Annotated in this window: 17 protein-coding genes; 4 read left to right on the top strand and 13 right to left on the bottom strand. The window is 32.1% G+C overall.

Annotated elements, in window-relative coordinates; translation table 11 throughout:
• Positions 1 to 39: 39 nt before the first annotated feature.
• Positions 40 to 774 carry a peptidoglycan editing factor PgeF gene (pgeF, locus tag ROY99_08265; protein ID MDT3696374.1) on the bottom strand — a complete coding sequence of 245 codons (735 nt, stop codon included), beginning with the start codon at positions 772 to 774 and terminating at the stop codon, positions 40 to 42.
• A 121-nt stretch (positions 775 to 895) separates the two neighbouring features.
• On the opposite strand from pgeF, the gene surE reads away from it, so the two are divergent.
• From surE to ROY99_08250, 3 genes are read left to right on the top strand one after another with little or no spacing between them, the layout of a single operon-like run.
• A complete protein-coding gene (surE, locus tag ROY99_08260) occupies positions 896 to 1,669 on the top strand; it encodes a 5'/3'-nucleotidase SurE (GenBank protein ID MDT3696373.1) in 774 nt (257 codons plus the stop codon).
• An 11-nt stretch (positions 1,670 to 1,680) separates the two neighbouring features.
• Complete coding sequence (locus tag ROY99_08255) at positions 1,681 to 3,819, top strand: hypothetical protein (GenBank protein MDT3696372.1); 2,139 nt, start codon at positions 1,681 to 1,683, stop codon at positions 3,817 to 3,819.
• Positions 3,786 to 4,520, top strand: coding sequence for a ComF family protein (locus tag ROY99_08250; protein ID MDT3696371.1), 735 nt, complete (start codon positions 3,786 to 3,788; stop codon positions 4,518 to 4,520). The genes ROY99_08255 and ROY99_08250 overlap by 34 nt, the downstream gene beginning before the upstream one ends.
• A gap of 1 nt (position 4,521) precedes the next feature.
• On the opposite strand, the gene argS is transcribed toward ROY99_08250, so the two are convergent.
• From argS to ROY99_08225, 5 genes are all read right to left on the bottom strand, one after another.
• Entirely contained in the window at positions 4,522 to 6,150 is a 1,629-nt protein-coding gene (gene argS, locus ROY99_08245) for an arginine--tRNA ligase (GenBank protein ID MDT3696370.1), read from the bottom strand.
• 7 nt (positions 6,151 to 6,157) lie between these two features.
• Positions 6,158 to 6,586 (bottom strand): ribosome silencing factor, encoded by a 429-nt coding sequence (gene rsfS, locus ROY99_08240; protein MDT3696369.1) that lies wholly within the window; start codon positions 6,584 to 6,586, stop codon positions 6,158 to 6,160.
• Between the two features lie 2 nt (positions 6,587 to 6,588).
• Positions 6,589 to 7,083: a LytR C-terminal domain-containing protein gene (locus tag ROY99_08235; protein ID MDT3696368.1), complete on the bottom strand. Its 495-nt coding sequence runs from the start codon at positions 7,081 to 7,083 to the stop codon at positions 6,589 to 6,591.
• Between the two features lie 14 nt (positions 7,084 to 7,097).
• Positions 7,098 to 7,610 (bottom strand): hypothetical protein, encoded by a 513-nt coding sequence (locus ROY99_08230; protein ID MDT3696367.1) that lies wholly within the window; start codon positions 7,608 to 7,610, stop codon positions 7,098 to 7,100.
• A 153-nt stretch (positions 7,611 to 7,763) separates the two neighbouring features.
• Positions 7,764 to 8,219, bottom strand: a complete 456-nt coding sequence (locus ROY99_08225; protein MDT3696366.1) for a RidA family protein — start codon at positions 8,217 to 8,219, stop codon at positions 7,764 to 7,766.
• 70 nt (positions 8,220 to 8,289) lie between these two features.
• Between ROY99_08225 and mazG the strand changes: the two genes are divergently transcribed.
• Complete coding sequence (gene mazG / locus ROY99_08220) at positions 8,290 to 9,093, top strand: nucleoside triphosphate pyrophosphohydrolase (protein ID MDT3696365.1); 804 nt, start codon at positions 8,290 to 8,292, stop codon at positions 9,091 to 9,093.
• Between the two features lie 3 nt (positions 9,094 to 9,096).
• On the opposite strand, the gene ROY99_08215 is transcribed toward mazG, so the two are convergent.
• The 7 genes from ROY99_08215 to guaA form a co-directional block, all read right to left on the bottom strand.
• Entirely contained in the window at positions 9,097 to 10,053 is a 957-nt protein-coding gene (locus ROY99_08215; GenBank protein MDT3696364.1) for a PhoH family protein, read from the bottom strand.
• A gap of 70 nt (positions 10,054 to 10,123) precedes the next feature.
• Positions 10,124 to 10,798: a LysM peptidoglycan-binding domain-containing protein gene (locus ROY99_08210; protein ID MDT3696363.1), complete on the bottom strand. Its 675-nt coding sequence runs from the start codon at positions 10,796 to 10,798 to the stop codon at positions 10,124 to 10,126.
• A 40-nt stretch (positions 10,799 to 10,838) separates the two neighbouring features.
• Complete coding sequence (locus ROY99_08205) at positions 10,839 to 11,114, bottom strand: hypothetical protein (protein ID MDT3696362.1); 276 nt, start codon at positions 11,112 to 11,114, stop codon at positions 10,839 to 10,841.
• A gap of 143 nt (positions 11,115 to 11,257) precedes the next feature.
• On the bottom strand, positions 11,258 to 11,938 hold the full coding sequence (radC, locus tag ROY99_08200) for a DNA repair protein RadC (protein MDT3696361.1): 681 nt from the start codon (positions 11,936 to 11,938) through the stop codon (positions 11,258 to 11,260).
• Between the two features lie 14 nt (positions 11,939 to 11,952).
• The gene (locus tag ROY99_08195) at positions 11,953 to 13,677 is read right to left on the bottom strand and encodes an ABC transporter substrate-binding protein (protein MDT3696360.1); all 1,725 of its coding nucleotides are present in this window, start codon (positions 13,675 to 13,677) and stop codon (positions 11,953 to 11,955) included.
• A 131-nt stretch (positions 13,678 to 13,808) separates the two neighbouring features.
• Positions 13,809 to 14,531 carry a CDC27 family protein gene (locus ROY99_08190; protein ID MDT3696359.1) on the bottom strand — a complete coding sequence of 241 codons (723 nt, stop codon included), beginning with the start codon at positions 14,529 to 14,531 and terminating at the stop codon, positions 13,809 to 13,811.
• Positions 14,532 to 16,073, bottom strand: coding sequence for a glutamine-hydrolyzing GMP synthase (gene guaA, locus ROY99_08185; protein ID MDT3696358.1), 1,542 nt, complete (start codon positions 16,071 to 16,073; stop codon positions 14,532 to 14,534).
• Positions 16,074 to 16,115: the final 42 nt, after the last annotated feature.

The following is a 16,115-nucleotide window of genomic DNA, read 5'->3' as shown; positions in this document are numbered from 1 at the left end:
CAAAAAATTACTCCGGTAAAATTGTTGCAATCTCTTTGCTTAATCCCTAATTGCAATTACACCAATAGACCTGCCGGAAAGATTTCCATCACGTCTGTAAGAATGAAATAATTCTCTATATTCAAATGTACAAAGGACTGATCTTTGTATTTGAACTTTAGGAATTCCAAACTCCAGCAAAGTATCATAATTCGCACCGCTTACATCAAGTAAGTGTTTTTTATCAGATCTGATCAAATACTTTTTCTCAAACTTTTCTGCAACTTCTTCACCTACTTCATAATTGTTTTGTGAAATTGACGGTCCAACATAAACATTAAGATCTTTAGGTATTGAATTAAATTCTTTTGAGAGCTGATACAGTGTCTTACCTAAAATATTTTGTTCAGTACCTCTCCAACCGGCATGAACTGCTGCAATTACTTTATTTTGGTTATCATAAATAAATATTGGTGTACAATCAGCAATGATAACTGCCAATCCAAGTCCTGTTTTATTAGTAATCAATGCATCACTCTGTCCGCAATCTCCGCTGTGATTAACTGTTTTAATTATATCTGAATGAATTTGTCTTTGAAAGCTTACAGAATTTTCGGTTAATCCTATTTGTTCCAAAAACTCTTTGCGGTTTTGCTCAACAATTATTTTATCATCACCAACTGAAAAAGAAAGATTAAAATAAAAAGGAGGTTTGGCATTTTTGGAAATAATGGTACTGAATCCAAAAATCAGCTCCGGAAATTTGTTAAATATGTATGGTTTAAGAATAAACATTTTCTTTCGGGTTAATTTAATCAATCTTTATAAATGATATATCAAGTCAAATAAACTTAAATTGTTGGAGATTTGTGTTAATACTATATTGCCGCATCAAAAAAATTAAAAAAGGAAAAAATTGAGGATTTTAGTTTCAAACGACGATGGAATCGATTCGGCAGGAATTCACTCTTTGGCTGAAGCATTAAAAGAAATTGCAGAAGTAACAGTTGTTGCTCCTCATAAAGAACAAAGCGCAGTAGGTCATGCAATAACGATGCAAACACCTTTACGGGTTTTTGAGTATCAGAAAAATGGAAGTTTTTTCGGCTATGCTGTTGATGGAACACCAGCTGATTGCATTAAAATAGGAATAAGAAATCTTATGGCTGTTCCGCCTGATTTGGTTATTTCTGGAATAAATCACGGATCGAATACTGCAATAAATATTATATACTCAGGAACAGTTTCAGCAGCACGCGAAGGGGCAATAATGGAGGTACCTTCTATTGCAATTTCTGTTGCAAGTTATCGGGTATTGGATTTTTCTTATGCGGCAAAAATCGCAAAACATCTTGCTCAGGAAGTTTATAAAAGAAAACTTCCTTTGGGTACAATGCTAAATGTTAATGTACCTAATCTCCCTGAAAAAGAAATCAAAGGAATAGTTCTTACTAAACAAGGTAAATCCAAGTGGGATGACACTTATGAAAAAAGAATTGATCCTTATGGCAGAAATTATTATTGGCTTACCGGCAGTTTAATGGCTGTAGATATTAATCCTGATCTTGATCAGGCTGCTATAAAAAATAATTATGTTTCGATAACACCTATTCATTTTGATCTTACCGATTATAATACTTTTGATCAAATGCAGAGCTGGAAAATTGAAAATTTATTGAATGGAAGGTAACTTGATTTATAATGTTCGGTTATGAAAATATAAATCTTACACTCTCATTTAATCTAGTATTTTTTATCATAAGTCTGCTGATAGTAATTGCTTATTCAACGTACGTTTATAAATATACACTTCCACCTGTCAGCAGATTACGAAGGCTTCTTCTGGTTTTTGTAAGAATCCTTGCTTTAACATTACTTGTATTCATTATTTTTGAACCAACTCTTGTCCTTATTGAAAAAAAAATCCTGCCACCTGTAAGTCTCTTTTTTATTGATAATAGTAAATCAATGCAAATTAAAGACGGAAGCAGCCGGACAGAAGTTGTTAATCATTTTATTGATGAGATAATAAATGCAGATGTAAGAGGGGAAAAAAAATTTTTTAGTTTCGGCTCGGAAATAACTGCAGTTAAAACTGATAGTCTTGACAATCTTAACTTCACTGAACCCTCCACTAACTTTGCTCAGATCATCGAGAATGTAAAAAACTCCGATGATAATATTTCCACAATTACAATTGTATCTGATGGGGTAATTACAGATGGTTCTACACCTTTTTACAGTGCCCAACGTTTGGGAATTCCATTTTTTAATTTAGCTGTGGGTGATAGTTCAAGAAAAAAAGATATTGAATTAAAAAATGTTTTGTTTAATGATTATATCTATGCTCAAACTCCAACAACAATAAATGCAACCATTACCAACAATGGATTTGCAGGTAAAAGTATTTCTACCAGTCTTTTTGAAGGATCAAATCTTGTTTCACAAAAAAATATTATTCTTGATAAAAGCGGGGTTAACTCAGTTTCATTTGAATATACATCAGTTGAAAGCGGTGAAAAAAAAATCCAGTTAAAGGTAAATGCTCTTGATGGAGAAGCGTCTGTTCTTAATAATAATAAAAGTTTTTTTATAAACATACTTGATAATAAAATTAATATTCTGCTAATAGCCGGATCACCAAGCGCTGATTTAACTTTTATTAAAAATTCTCTTACAGAAGACCCAAATTTAAAAGTAAACACTTTAACTCAGGTTTCACCAAGTAGATTTTTGGAACAAAACCAAAATCTTTTGTTAGATAGTGCAGATATTATTTATTTAATTGATTATCCAAACCAAAACTCTGAAAATGGATTTCTTACAAAGGTGTTTAATAAACTTAAAACTAAAAACATTCCATTGTTTTTATTACTTTCCTCTGATGTATCACCATCAAAATTAAAGGCGGTTGAAGATTTACTTCCAGTTTCAGTAACTCAAATTGAAAACAATTTTTTACAGGTTCAACCAAATCCGGAGTTTAACGAATTATCTAATCCGCTCTTAAATCATTCTACGAAAAATGACTGGAATAATTTGCCGCCAATACCTCAGGCACTTTCAAATATTAAAGTTAAACCTGAAAGCAAGGTAATTGTAAAAACTCTGGTTAATGGACAGCCAAGGAATAATCCTTTAGTCGTTACAAAAAATCTCGGCTCAAAACGTTCTATAGTGGTTTTGGGAAGTGAAATTTGGAGATGGAAATTACAAACCGCTCAAAAAAATAATAAGTTATTTGATAATTTTCTTCTAAGCTCAAACAGATGGTTAAATGCACCTGATGAAGATAAAAAGATTAAGATAAAAACTTCAAAAAAATTCTATGCTGTTGGAGAGCCGATTGAGTTCACTGGACAGGTTTATGATGACCTATTTAATCCATTAAGTGATGCAGAAATAAAATTAAACATTTCTGGTCCCGAATATCATGATGAAATCATTTTAAGCTCTATAGGTAATGGATTATATGAAGGTAGTGTACTATTAACTAAAAGTGGCGATTATAAGTTTTCAGGTCAGGTATTGTTTGATAAAAGAAATATTGGGTCTGATAACGGAACATTTAATGTTGGTGATGTTGATCTGGAATTACTGGAAAGCAGAATGAATTTTGAATTTCTAGAGCAGCTTAGTAATGAGACAAATGGTAAAACATATCTAAACACAAGCACGGATAAATTGATTGAAGATTTGATACGAACAAATCAGGATCTTTCGAAAGAGAAAATTTTAACTTCAGAAATCAGACTTTGGTCCAATGAGGTATTGCTGATTTTGATAATAGTTCTGTTTTCATTGGAATGGTTTATAAGAAAAAGATCGGGTATGCTTTAGTTATGTTTGGTTCGCTTAATAACCACGCGCTTTCGGTTTGGGATTTGATACTGCCCAGATTTTGCTGTTCTTGTAAAAGTAAATTAAAGACATTAGAAAAATCTCTTTGCAACATTTGCTTTGCAAGAATTAACGAAATTGATGATTTAAGACTGCAGATTGAATTCGATAGAAAATTTGCAGATAAAAAAATAATATCTGATTTATTCTCTCCATTCTTGTTTGAAAAAGACAAAGAACTACAGCACGCAATTCATTCACTTAAATATGAAAATAAATTTCGCACAGGATTATTTTTTGGAGAAATTATTGCAAACAAAATTTCCACCCGAAGACCTAATTGGCTATTTGACATTATAATTCCAATTCCTTTGCACAAGTTAAAGGAAACTGAACGGGGATATAATCAATCATATTATATTGCTAAAGGGATAAATAAATCGGCAGGAATTAAACTGAGTAAAACAGCTGTCAAACGAAGTAAATATACTGAGTCTCAAACTGCACTTAATATTATTGAACGTGAAGAAAATATTCATGGAGCATTTAAGGTAACAAATAAGAAAAAAGTATCTGATAAATCTATTCTGATAATAGATGATGTTATTACAACAGGTGCAACAATTTCTGAATGCGGAAGAGTATTGCTTGAAGCAGGAGCTAAAAAACTATTTGCTGCATCAATTGCTTTAGCAGGTTAAATTACATCTCTTCAGGTGCTGAAACACCAAGAATACTTAATCCGTTTTTTATAACAATCATCGCTGCATAAGACAAAGCTAATCGTGCCTCAGCCAATTTAGTCTCAGTCCCAAGTATCCTGCAGGATTTGTTAAAACGATGATATGCTGCTGCAAGCTCATATAAATAAGAACAAATTCTATGGGTCTCTAAACCATCGGCGCTTATTTCAACTTCTTCTTCAAATTGAAAAAGGGTTTTGATTAAATGCTGTTCATCTTCGTGTACAAGAAGATCAAGGTTATTAATTGAGATTTCCAACTGAACTTCTTTTACACGATTTAATATTGAAAATATTCTTGCGTGTGCATATTGAACATAGAAAACCGGATTTTCATCCGATTTCTTTTTGGCTATTGATAAATCAAAAACCATATGCGAATTGATATTACGCATATTAAAAAAATATCTTACAGCATCTTTACCAACTTCACTGTTCAATTCATCAAGAGTTATGTAATTAGCTTTTCTTGTTGACATTTTTACAACTTCATTTCCATCCATAATTGTAACAAACTGCTGGATCATCACTTTTACTTTTTCAGAATCTAACCCTAAAGCTTTAAGCCCTGCCATAACATCGGGATAAGTAGCATTATGGTCTGAACCGAAAACATCAATTAACAAATCATATCCACGATTAATTTTTACTGCGTGATATGCAATATCAGGCAGGCGGTAAGTAGGCTCGCCGGTACTTTTAATAATTACTTTGTCTTCAGGCTGACCAAGTGATTTCAATTTTAACCATACTGCTCCATCCTTTTCATAAGTTAGATTATGAGCATTGAAATAATCCAAAAGCTCAGTAATCTTTCCTTCCTGGTATAATGTATTCTCGTTAAAAAATATTTTATGAACAATGCCAAGATTTTCCAAAGATTTTTTTATATCAAAGAAAATTTCATTTTCTGCAGTGTCCTTAAAGATTCCTTCGGGGTCTTCATTCTTAATTGAATTTCCGTATTTGATATACAAATGCATTGCAATCTCTTTTATATATTCGCCTTGATAATAATCATCAGGAAAAGAGATTTGCTCACCAATGGTTTCTAAATATCTTAGTTTAACAGAATCGCCTAAAACCCGCATTTGTCTGCCGGCATTATTAAAATAATACTCACGATCAACATCATATCCAACCCACTCTAAAAGATTTGCTACAGTATCACCTACAACAGCATTGCGTCCATGTCCAACTGTTAATGGTCCGGTAGGATTTGCAGAAACAAATTCAACATTTGCCTTCTTACCGGCATGTTTTTCTGATTTCCCGAAATTTTCTTTTTTATCAAGAATTTTTTTTACGATGTATGTAACGTATTCCTTTGTAAAGAAGAAGTTGATAAAGCCTGGTCCGGCAATTTCAGTTTTAAAAATTACTTCTGGGTTTATTTTTAATGAATCTAATATTTGTTGAGCTATAGCTCGTGGATTGTTTTTAAGTTTTTTTGAAAGCAGCATTGCCGCATTTGTAGAAATATCACCATGTTCGGCAAGTTTAGGTTTTTCAAAAGTAATTGGAATTTCTTTTAAAGCAGGTATCTCGGATTCTGCTTCTTTGAAAATGGAAATTAGATAGTTTTTCAATTGAAAATTATTTTAGTTTTTTTGATTTAGAAGTTGCAGCTTTTTTAACAGTTTTTGGTTTTGATTTAACGATTTCCTTCTTCGCTACAATCGGATCCTGAATATCAAATACCGGAGCGTCTCCCCACAATTTTTCAATATTATAAAATTCTCTCGATTCTTTTTTAAATATGTGTACTACAACATCAACGTAATCCAACAACACCCAGCTTAATGCAGCCATTCCTTCTTTATGCCAGTATTTAATCCCTTCTTCTCTAAGCCCTTCATCAATTTCATCTGCAATTGCTTTAACCTGAGTATCAGAATCAGCAGAACAAATCACGAAATAATCAGCAAAAGATGTAATCTTCTGAAGATCTATTATTTTAACATCATAACCTTTTTTATTAAATATTAGGTTAGTTATTTGCTCAGCAATTTTTTTGGAATTCAATTTCAGCTCCCGCTTATTTGAAAATATTTACTATAGTCTTTACCAATAACAATTGTCAAATCAATAAAAAGACCTTTGTTTATTTCAGTAATGATAAATCGTTTATTTAGATTTAATGAATCAGCAACTCTAAATGCTGTTTCAATATTATTTGTCCTATCAATAATAAAAGTATTATCAACATTAAAAGATTGATAGTTACCGGTTTTAACAACATCAATATTTTTTTTCCTAAGTAAATCAGTTAGTGCATTTCCTGCACCGGCAATTCCACAGCCATTTAAAATTTCAACTTGAATCAGCTGCTGGACATTTTGCGGCTTGGACTCTTCTTGTGGATCGGAATTTAAAACTCCTGTTTTCTCAAAGATGTTTATTAAAAGGAATAATGCAATAAGAGATAAAACTGATGAGGCAATAATAAAAAATAGTCGGGTGCTTTTTTCTGAGTATATATCTGTGCCTGTAGTTAAAAACTTTTTTTCTTTATTATCCAATCCGGATCTCATTACTAATAACTGAACTGACCAAATCCGGAATCGAAGAAATCATTATAAAACCAATTATTTGAAAATCTGTTATATCTGTAATAAGAGTCATAAAAGTAATTTGGAATTGCACGATACTGTACCGAAATACTTAAATCATCCCAGGGTTTATAATTGAAAGCTGCGCGGGTAATATATAATCCCTGGATTGAATTCTGAAAATCCTTTCCAAATGAACTATATGGACTTGTGATTATGCTTGCATCCAATTGGAGATTCATATTGTCTGCAAATTTATAAAACATACTATTAGTATATGTAGCTAAACTTGTTCCATATCCGCCGATAGAAGAATATGAAAGCCCGATTGAATGCTTCATACTAAAATTATCAGGATTAATAAAACCTAAAATATAATTGGATGATTTATCAGTTATTCCATCCTTTGGTGTTTCTGTAGGAAATACCGGATCTTTAAACTGACCATAAACAATTGTTGAAACAACCAATGCAAGAAATAATACGCCTTTTTTCATAATAATCTCAAATTTTCTACCCGATTTTATAGAAATCTTAACTTAATGTCAATGAAACTCAGCATCCTTTAGACGTAAGGACTCTGAATTTTCTTCACAATGAAATAAAAACAAACTTCAGTTTTAATTAAAAATATCTAAAACAAATTATTTTTACTTTACCAGTACTATCATCTCAATTTCAACAGCAGCATCAAGTGGCAAAGATGCAACTCCAACAGCACTTCTAACATGCTTTCCAGCTTCGCCAAATATTTTACCAATCAATTCTGAAGCACCGTTTGCTACTTTTGGTTGTGCAGTAAACTCTGGTGCACTTGCAACAAACACAGTAAGTTTTTCAACTTCAATAATATTATCGAGATTCCCTATTACCGATTTAATTGCAGCCAAACAATTAAGTGCACAAATCTGAGCGGCAAGGATACCATCCTCTTCAGATAATTCTTTTCCAATCTTACCTTTATATTTTACTTCACCTTTTACTACAGGTACCTGTCCTGAAGTCATAACAAGGCTTCCAACCTTTTTGGCTGGGATGTAGGCTGCTAAAGGTTTTGCAACTTCCGGAACTTCAAATCCAAGTTCTTTAATTTTTTCTTCTATCATAAAATCTCCTAAACGATTATTATTTTTTTCTTAAATTTGATTCGAAACATTTAGTAAAAAAGGATTTCAAATGACTGACAGCAAATTTACTGATTTTATCGGGATTGTTAAACGATTAAGAAAAGAATGCCCCTGGGATCGTGAGCAAACTAATGATTCGATTAAGTTTAATACAATTGAAGAAGCTTACGAAGTTGTTGAAGCAATTGATAATAAAAATTATGAGGAATTAAAGAAAGAGCTTGGAGACTTATTACTTCACGTAGTATTTCATACAGAGATTGCCGAAGAACAAAATTATTTTAAGATTGATGATGTTATTGACTCTATAAAATCTAAACTTATAAGAAGACACCCTCATGTTTTTGGTAATACCAAAGTAGCTGATTCAAATGAAGTGAAAAAAAATTGGGAAGAAATCAAGCTCAGCGAAGGAAGAGAATCAGTGCTTGATGGAGTTCCGAACAATTTACCAGCATTACAAAGGGCAAACAGATTACAGGAAAAAGCATCAAAAGTAGGTTTTGACTGGGAAAAGAAGGAAGACGTATGGAAAAAAGTAATCGAAGAGATTCAGGAAATGCATGAGGTAGAGAGAATAAAAACACAATCAGCAGTAAACTCAAACATAAATGACTTGAACAGAAAATTAGAAGACGAAGTTGGTGATGTATTTTTTGCAATTGTAAACTATTCCCGTTTCCTTGGCATCAATCCTGAAGACGCATTAAGAAAAACTAATGAGAAATTTATAAAACGTTTTAACTATGTACAGAGCAAAGTTAAGGAATCAGGCAAAACAATTGGTGAATCAAATCTTGAAGAAATGGATAAATACTGGAATGAGAGCAAAAAACTGCCGGAATTTAATTAGTTATTATTTACCATTATTAAACTTATCGTATGCATCAATGATGTCTTTAACAAGTTTATGCCTTACAACATCCTCTTTGTCAAAATAAACAAATCCAACGCCTGATATTCCACTTAAAATATCTTTAGCTTGAATTAATCCGCTTTTGGATTTAACGGGCAGGTCAATCTGAGTTATATCTCCGGTAATAATTGCTTTTGAATTTGCTCCTAATCGGGTAAGAAACATCTTCATCTGAACATCGGTAGCATTTTGTGCTTCATCAAGAATTACAAAAGCGTTATTAAGGGTTCTGCCACGCATATAAGCAAGTGGAACGATTTCAATAACTCTTTTTTCAATATTATTCTTCAGTTTTTCAGATGGAATCATGTCATCTAAAGCATCATATAAAGGTCGCAAGTATGGATCAATTTTTTCTTGAAAGTCACCTGGTAAAAACCCGAGACTTTCTCCAGCTTCAACTGCAGGTCTTGCAAGCACAATTCTTTTTACAACGCCCTTTTTCAGTGCTGAAACTGCAATGGCAACAGCCAGATAGGTTTTACCTGTTCCGGCAGGTCCAATAGCAAAACAAATATCATTTTTACCAGCAATCTGTAAATATTTTTTTTGTCCGGGAGTTTTGGCTTTAACTACATCATTTTTTGTGTAAAGGACAATCGAATCATATTCTTCTTCGCCAATAATCTCTTTACCTTCAATTGTAAGATTAAGAATTGTTTCTATATCACTTTTATTTAATCTGCCGCTGGTATTAAGTACATAAGCCATTTCTTTAATAACTTTTTCAACGATTTCAACCTCTTCCAATACACCTTTAATATTTACTACATCGCCGCGGACAGAAATAGTAGAATTGAATCTGTCCTCAAGTAAATTAAGAAATGCGTCGTTAACACCAAGAAGCCCAAGCATATCAACGCCATTTAGTGTAATCTTTTTTTCAGCTGTTGTCATAATCCGTTTAAATACAAAAAGCCCTCATCCGAAAAGATAAGGGCTTAAATTTGTAAAACCAAAAAACAAATTATTGTACCGGAGCTGGTTTATAATTCTTTCTTAGTTTTTCATATTTTGATTTTTCTTCTTCTGTAAGATTAGGAATCTTGAAAACTTGTTTTGGATAAATCAAATCAGGATTCTTAATCTGATCTCTGTTAGCTTTGTAAATTACAGGCCAAGCAAATCCATTACCATAGTGTTCTTTTTTCTTTGCAATGTTCCAGAGACAATCACCTTTAACAACTGTATAGTTGATTTCTGACGGAGCTTCAACCCAGTTATCTAAGTCTTTTTGCATTTGATTATGAACTTTTGAAAAGAACTCTGGTAAAGCTGATATTTTATTTTTCTTTAATGTATTAAGATCAGTTTGTCTGTCATTCTTTGGACCTTCTTTTCTTTTGATCTTGCCATCTAATTCATTAACAGCTTTTCTGAAGTTATTTACATCGTTTCTTGTAGCACCAACAATCTGGTATAACTCATCGATGCATTCTTCAGGATCCTGCAAATTCATAGCCTTTAAATTATCAATATCGCTCTTAAGAGCGCTGATTTCACTTTCAAGTGCAGCTTTCTTATTCTTGAAAGTAGTCATTTCTGATTCCCATTGCTCCTCAGTCATTTCCTGTGCAAAATTAACAGCAGTAAACAGAAGAACCAGGGAAACTATTCCTAATAATTTTGATTTGATACTCATTATATATATCCTCTGAAAATATTTAAAAATCATTAATTAATTATTTGGGTAATTTTTCCAGGTTTGCCCTTGCTTCTTCTTTTTGCTTTTCGCATTCAGCAAGTTTTCTGTTTGTGTCTTCGATCTGAGCTTCGAGCTTTGCTCTTTCATCTCTTAATGAGTTTGCTTCTTTCTCAAGAGAAGCAACTTCATCTTTAAGGTCACTCAATTCTTTTAATTGAGCATCACTTAGACCACCGCATCCACTAAAGAAGGCAGTAGTAAGTGCAATACCGCTGATCAACACGGCTGATCTCAACGATTTAGTTATGTTCATTCGATACCTCCGAATATATTGGTTAGTGATTAAATTTACAAAAAAATGGAAATTTCTTATCGTTATTTAAAATACTTATACAATTTATGCAAAAAAAATAATTAAAAGAAATATGATTTATCACAATATTTATTTTTTTAGCGTCATATAAGACGTCTTTCCACAAAACTGGTATATGTACTACCCGCAATTATTATATGATCATAGACAGGTATATCCATCATCTTACCAGCCTCAACAACTTTTTTTGTTATCGCAATATCTTCATTACTGGGTTCTGGATTTTCACTTGGATGATTATGAATAAGAATAATGCTTGCAGAATTATTTTCTACAGCGGTCTTAAATATTTCTCTTTGAGCAACAACACTGGAATTTAAATTACCCTGAGAAATTCTTACATAACGTATTATCTTATTTGCCGAGTTTAAACAAACAACAATGAAATGTTCTTTTACCTCGTCCCTCAGTATTGGGATAAAAATTTCAGCAACATCAGCGGGAGAAGTAATCTTCTTCTTTGAAAACCATTTAGTCTGCGACAGAATTCTTCTGCTAATTTCAAATGCTGCTAATAATGTTGCTGCTTTATCTTTGCCAATTCCTGAATTTTTAGTCAAATCAGCAATGGTTTTTGATGCAAGCTGAGCAAGATTGGTTTCTTTACTAATTAATTCCTGTGCAATCTGAATAACAGATTTACCTTTTGTTCCAGTTCGCAATAAAATTGCAATCAGCTCTGCATCTGTCAAGCTTTGTGAACCAAGCAATAGTAATTTTTCTCTTGGTCTATCGTCCTTAGGTAAATCTCTAACTTTAAGCATCAGAATTCCTTACTTCAATCATTGGATCTATATTTCTCAACCAGTTCAAAGATTCCATCTTTGTAACGGATAATGTTAGTGTATTTATTATTTCTTTGTGAACTGAATGAAATATTGTTATGAAATCCATTTACACTTATACCTGATTCCATTTTATAGCGGATGTTTTTTCTTGTGGGATTAATATTTCTGATTACGGTTAGTAAATACTTTGCAGTATCATAGCCGTATAAAACATTTCTATTTACCTCTAAGCCAGTAACCTTTTTGAAGTCAGTTGAAAAATCTTTCAACTCAGGGTCGTTGTAATCTATAAAATAATCGGAATCGAATGTTAGTCTGTTGCTCAATGTTGAGGAAGATTCAAATCCTTTTCCCAAAAACCAATCCTGGTTACCATAAAGATTGACATTTAATCCATTCTGAACCATTTGAGATAATATTGCACCAGCATCAGATGCATCAGATATAGGAGCGTAAATACCTTCTATTACATTTGATAAAACAGAAATTCTTGAAATCTGCTCACTGAGATCAAACGACTTACTCTTGTAGGTCTCTTTTGCATTAATAGTACCTCCAAGCTTTTCAAATTCCTTTATAAAACTTGCAGCCAATAATGGTGAGTATCCATCAATTGAATTGAGCACTGCAAGGTTTCTTTTATTTTCTACAAAATAAAGATATTGGGCAATTGTTTTACCTCTGGAAGTTAATGATGGATTTGCCTGAAAAAAATTTTCGCTTAATTGAATCAAATCATCATCGGTTGCAGTCGGAGAGATCAAACAAATATCTGATCTATCAATTTCCTTCAGAGCAGCTCTGACATCATCACTAAAAATTGGTCCTAAAATACATCTGATATTACCATTTTCAATAAACTCAGAAGCAAATTGATTTGTTAATTCATTGTTTCGTTTAATATCTTTAACAATTAGTCCAATTTTATCAGTGTTAGTTGAATTATACTTATGAAATGCAAATTTCATTCCCTCCAACACCTCAAGCGCAGAGATAATTTCTCTATCATTAGAATCGGTTAATGAGATTAAAACACCAACAGCCGGAACTGATTCATCATTCTGTGTTGATCTAATATTTTTTTTAAGATTTAAGGCTTCTAAATATTCTTCAGAAGAAATAAAATTAGAAGTTATTTCACTGAATTTTTTACCAGCATTTAGTTTATCATTTTCTTGTAATAACAGCTTCCCTTCTAACAAAATAAGGAATGGTTCTATTTTCTCATTTTCATATTGCTCAAGGGTTTTACCGATATCGGAACTTTTTAGATAGTATAATGCAATTTTTTCTGCCAGATTCTTGTTTTCATTTTTGTAAACTACGGAGTTACTTTCATTAAGCAGATTAATCAAATTGTTGAATGCGGAAAGATATTTTTGCTGTTGTATATAATTATTAATAAGTAAAGTATTAGCTTCTTCAAGATATCTGCTTGTCGGATACTTTTCTAAGAAACTTTTTAAGGCAGATTCAGATTCAGAGTATTTCTTCTGCTCCTGAAGTATTTTGCAAATAAACAACGAAGAAGCTGTAAGCTTTGAGTTATTTTCTTTTCTGGATTCAATCAACTTAAATAACGAAAGAGCATCAGAATACTTGTGAGATTTGTAAAATTGAAGAGCTTTTTCAAAATCCCGGTTATTATCAACTGAAATATTTTGTGAGTGTACTGAGAGTGTAAACAAGAATAATAATAAAAAAGCTGTTCTCATTTTTAACGTATCTAATTTTAATTCTTTAAAAGTATAAACTTTTTACAATCTATTGTAAAGTTCAATATAAAATAAAAAACTTTTCGACCTGATAAAACTTTAACTAACTAAAAATAATATTAAATATACTTCTAAGAGCTAAGCTCAATTGCTTTTGAAAAATGCATTTCAGATTTTTCAAAATCCTCCAATGCATAAAAAATCTTGCCGGCATATTCCTGAACACTTACATCATTAGCGTTTGTCCTTAATGCTTTCTCAATTGATGTAAGTGCGTGATTATACATTTTAAGGCTGTAATAAATTTTTGCAGATATTAGATTTAACTCCCAAAAATCTGAATAAACAAATTGTGCTTTATTTACAAAATCTAAAGCCTTGTCATAGTTTTTAAGTTCATATTCAATGATTGCAAGATAAAGATGAGCCTTAAGCTTTAATTCGTCATTATCATTGCTCTTAATATAATCTGTAAAGTAATCTTTGCTTATCTCAAATTCATTTATCATCAGGTAGGAATAAGCAATAAGATATAAAACAAAAGAGTTGTTTTGTTTTATGTTATCAAGAATCTGAATAGCTTCATACCATTTTGAATTCCTTAATAAAAACTGTCCGTAGTAAAGTGAAATATTGATATTCTCTGGAAACTTGGAATGTAATTGTTCTAACAGACCAATTGCTGAATCAGTAAATCCCATACTCTCATAAAGTTCAGTTAATAAGTAGTATATCTCATCAGAATCTGTCAGATTAATAAGTCGTTGATAAATTTGGATAGCATGCAGATTTTTCCCTTCAGAAACATACGTAGAAGCAAGCTTCAACTTATACTTTATTTTTTCATCTTTCATTTATTCCCACTCAATAGTTGCAGGTGGTTTCGAACTTATATCATAAACAACTCTGTTGATACCTCGAACTTTATTGATAATTTTATTAGAAACATTAGAGAGAAAATCATGTTTAAAATTATACCAATCGGCTGTCATTCCATCGACAGATGTAACAGCACGTAAAGCAAGAACGTATTCATAAGTCCTCGCATCACCCATTACCCCTACTGATTGAACCGGCAGCAGAACAGAAAATGCCTGCCAAATCTCGTTATAAATCTCTGCATCTATAATTGACTTTATAAAAATATCATCAGCTTCCCTAAGCATTTCAAGTTTTTCTTTATCAACAGGTCCAAGGACTCTTACTGCCAATCCGGGCCCAGGGAAAGGATGTCTTTGAATAAATTCCTCAGGTATATTAAGCTCACGTCCAACATTTCTTACTTCATCTTTAAACAATGTTCTGAATGGTTCAATTAATTTCAAATTCATTTTTTCAGGCAAACCGCCAACATTGTGATGTGACTTAATGGTAACAGACGATCCTTTAACTGAAACTGATTCGATTACATCAGGATAAAGTGTTCCCTGTACAAGAAAATCAACCCCGTTTATTTTTTTTGCTTCCAGTTCAAAAACTTCAATAAAAGTGTTGCCAATAATTTTTCTTTTTTGTTCAGGGTCAGAAATATTTTTTAATCTGCTGATAAAAAGATCTGATGCATCAATATGAATGTGATTCAAAGCTAATTTTTTATCAAACACTTCACGGATTTTCTGACTTTCATTTTTTCTCATCAATCCTGTATCAATATGAAGGCAGATAAGATTTTCACCGATTGCTTTTTTAACTAAAACAGCAGCAACAGTAGAATCAACACCACCGCTTAAAGCACAGATTGCTTTAGATTTATTTACCTGCGTATTTATTTCCTGAATAGTACTATCAATAAAATTGTGAGGATTCCATTCACCTTTACAATTGCAAATATTGTATAGAAAATTATTAATAATTTTTTTACCTTCGATTGTATGGACAACCTCCGGGTGAAACTGAACTCCGTATATTCTGTTATCTTCATTTGATATTGCAGCAATCGGAGCGTGATCAGATTTTGCAATAGTATTAAATCCATCTGGCAATTCTGATATATAATCGCCATGGCTCATCCAAACTTGTGTAGATTGACTAATGCCGTTAAACAATGGAGAGGTTTTAATGATATTTAATTGTGCCCGTCCGTATTCTCTATCTTTGGCTGGTTCAACTTTACCCCCAAACTCTTTGGTTATTATCTGAAGCCCGTAGCATATTCCAAGAATTGGAATTTTAATTTTAAGAATTTCAGCATCAATATCCGGCGCATCCTGATCATAAACGCTCATTGGACCGCCAGAAAGAATGATTCCTGATGGATTGAATTCTAATACTTCCTTAAAAGAAATTTTGTGTGAGTGGATCTCAGAGTATACGTTAGCTTCTCTGACACGTCTGGTAATCAGTTGGGTAAATTGTGAACCAAAATCTATTATCAGAATTTTTTCTTTTAACTGCATAGGCTTATTTAAAAATAAAACAAAATCCGGTTGCCCGAATTT

It is taken from the genome of Ignavibacterium sp. (assembly GCA_032027145.1).
Taxonomy (GTDB): Bacteria; Bacteroidota; Ignavibacteria; order Ignavibacteriales; family Ignavibacteriaceae; genus IGN3.
The sequence above is the reverse complement of the archived record's forward strand: the minus strand, read 5'-3'. Positions and strand labels throughout refer to the sequence as shown.

Excerpts from the sequence above, each read along its gene's own strand:
- ROY99_08190 (MDT3696359.1), bottom strand. The coding sequence starts at position 14,531 with ATGAAAGATGAAAAAATAAAGTATAAGTTGAAGCTTGCTTCTACGTAT.
- ROY99_08255 (MDT3696372.1), top strand. The coding sequence starts at position 1,681 with ATGTTCGGTTATGAAAATATAAATCTTACACTCTCATTTAATCTAGTA.
- ROY99_08195 (MDT3696360.1), bottom strand. The coding sequence starts at position 13,677 with ATGAGAACAGCTTTTTTATTATTATTCTTGTTTACACTCTCAGTACAC.
- ROY99_08205 (MDT3696362.1), bottom strand. The coding sequence starts at position 11,114 with ATGAACATAACTAAATCGTTGAGATCAGCCGTGTTGATCAGCGGTATT.
- radC (MDT3696361.1), bottom strand. The coding sequence starts at position 11,938 with ATGCTTAAAGTTAGAGATTTACCTAAGGACGATAGACCAAGAGAAAAA.
- ROY99_08210 (MDT3696363.1), bottom strand. The coding sequence starts at position 10,798 with ATGAGTATCAAATCAAAATTATTAGGAATAGTTTCCCTGGTTCTTCTG.
- guaA (MDT3696358.1), bottom strand. The coding sequence starts at position 16,073 with ATGCAGTTAAAAGAAAAAATTCTGATAATAGATTTTGGTTCACAATTT.
- ROY99_08225 (MDT3696366.1), bottom strand. The coding sequence starts at position 8,219 with ATGATAGAAGAAAAAATTAAAGAACTTGGATTTGAAGTTCCGGAAGTT.
- ROY99_08250 (MDT3696371.1), top strand. The coding sequence starts at position 3,786 with ATGGTTTATAAGAAAAAGATCGGGTATGCTTTAGTTATGTTTGGTTCG.
- mazG (MDT3696365.1), top strand. The coding sequence starts at position 8,290 with ATGACTGACAGCAAATTTACTGATTTTATCGGGATTGTTAAACGATTA.
- ROY99_08230 (MDT3696367.1), bottom strand. The coding sequence starts at position 7,610 with ATGAAAAAAGGCGTATTATTTCTTGCATTGGTTGTTTCAACAATTGTT.
- ROY99_08215 (MDT3696364.1), bottom strand. The coding sequence starts at position 10,053 with ATGACAACAGCTGAAAAAAAGATTACACTAAATGGCGTTGATATGCTT.
- pgeF (MDT3696374.1), bottom strand. The coding sequence starts at position 774 with ATGTTTATTCTTAAACCATACATATTTAACAAATTTCCGGAGCTGATT.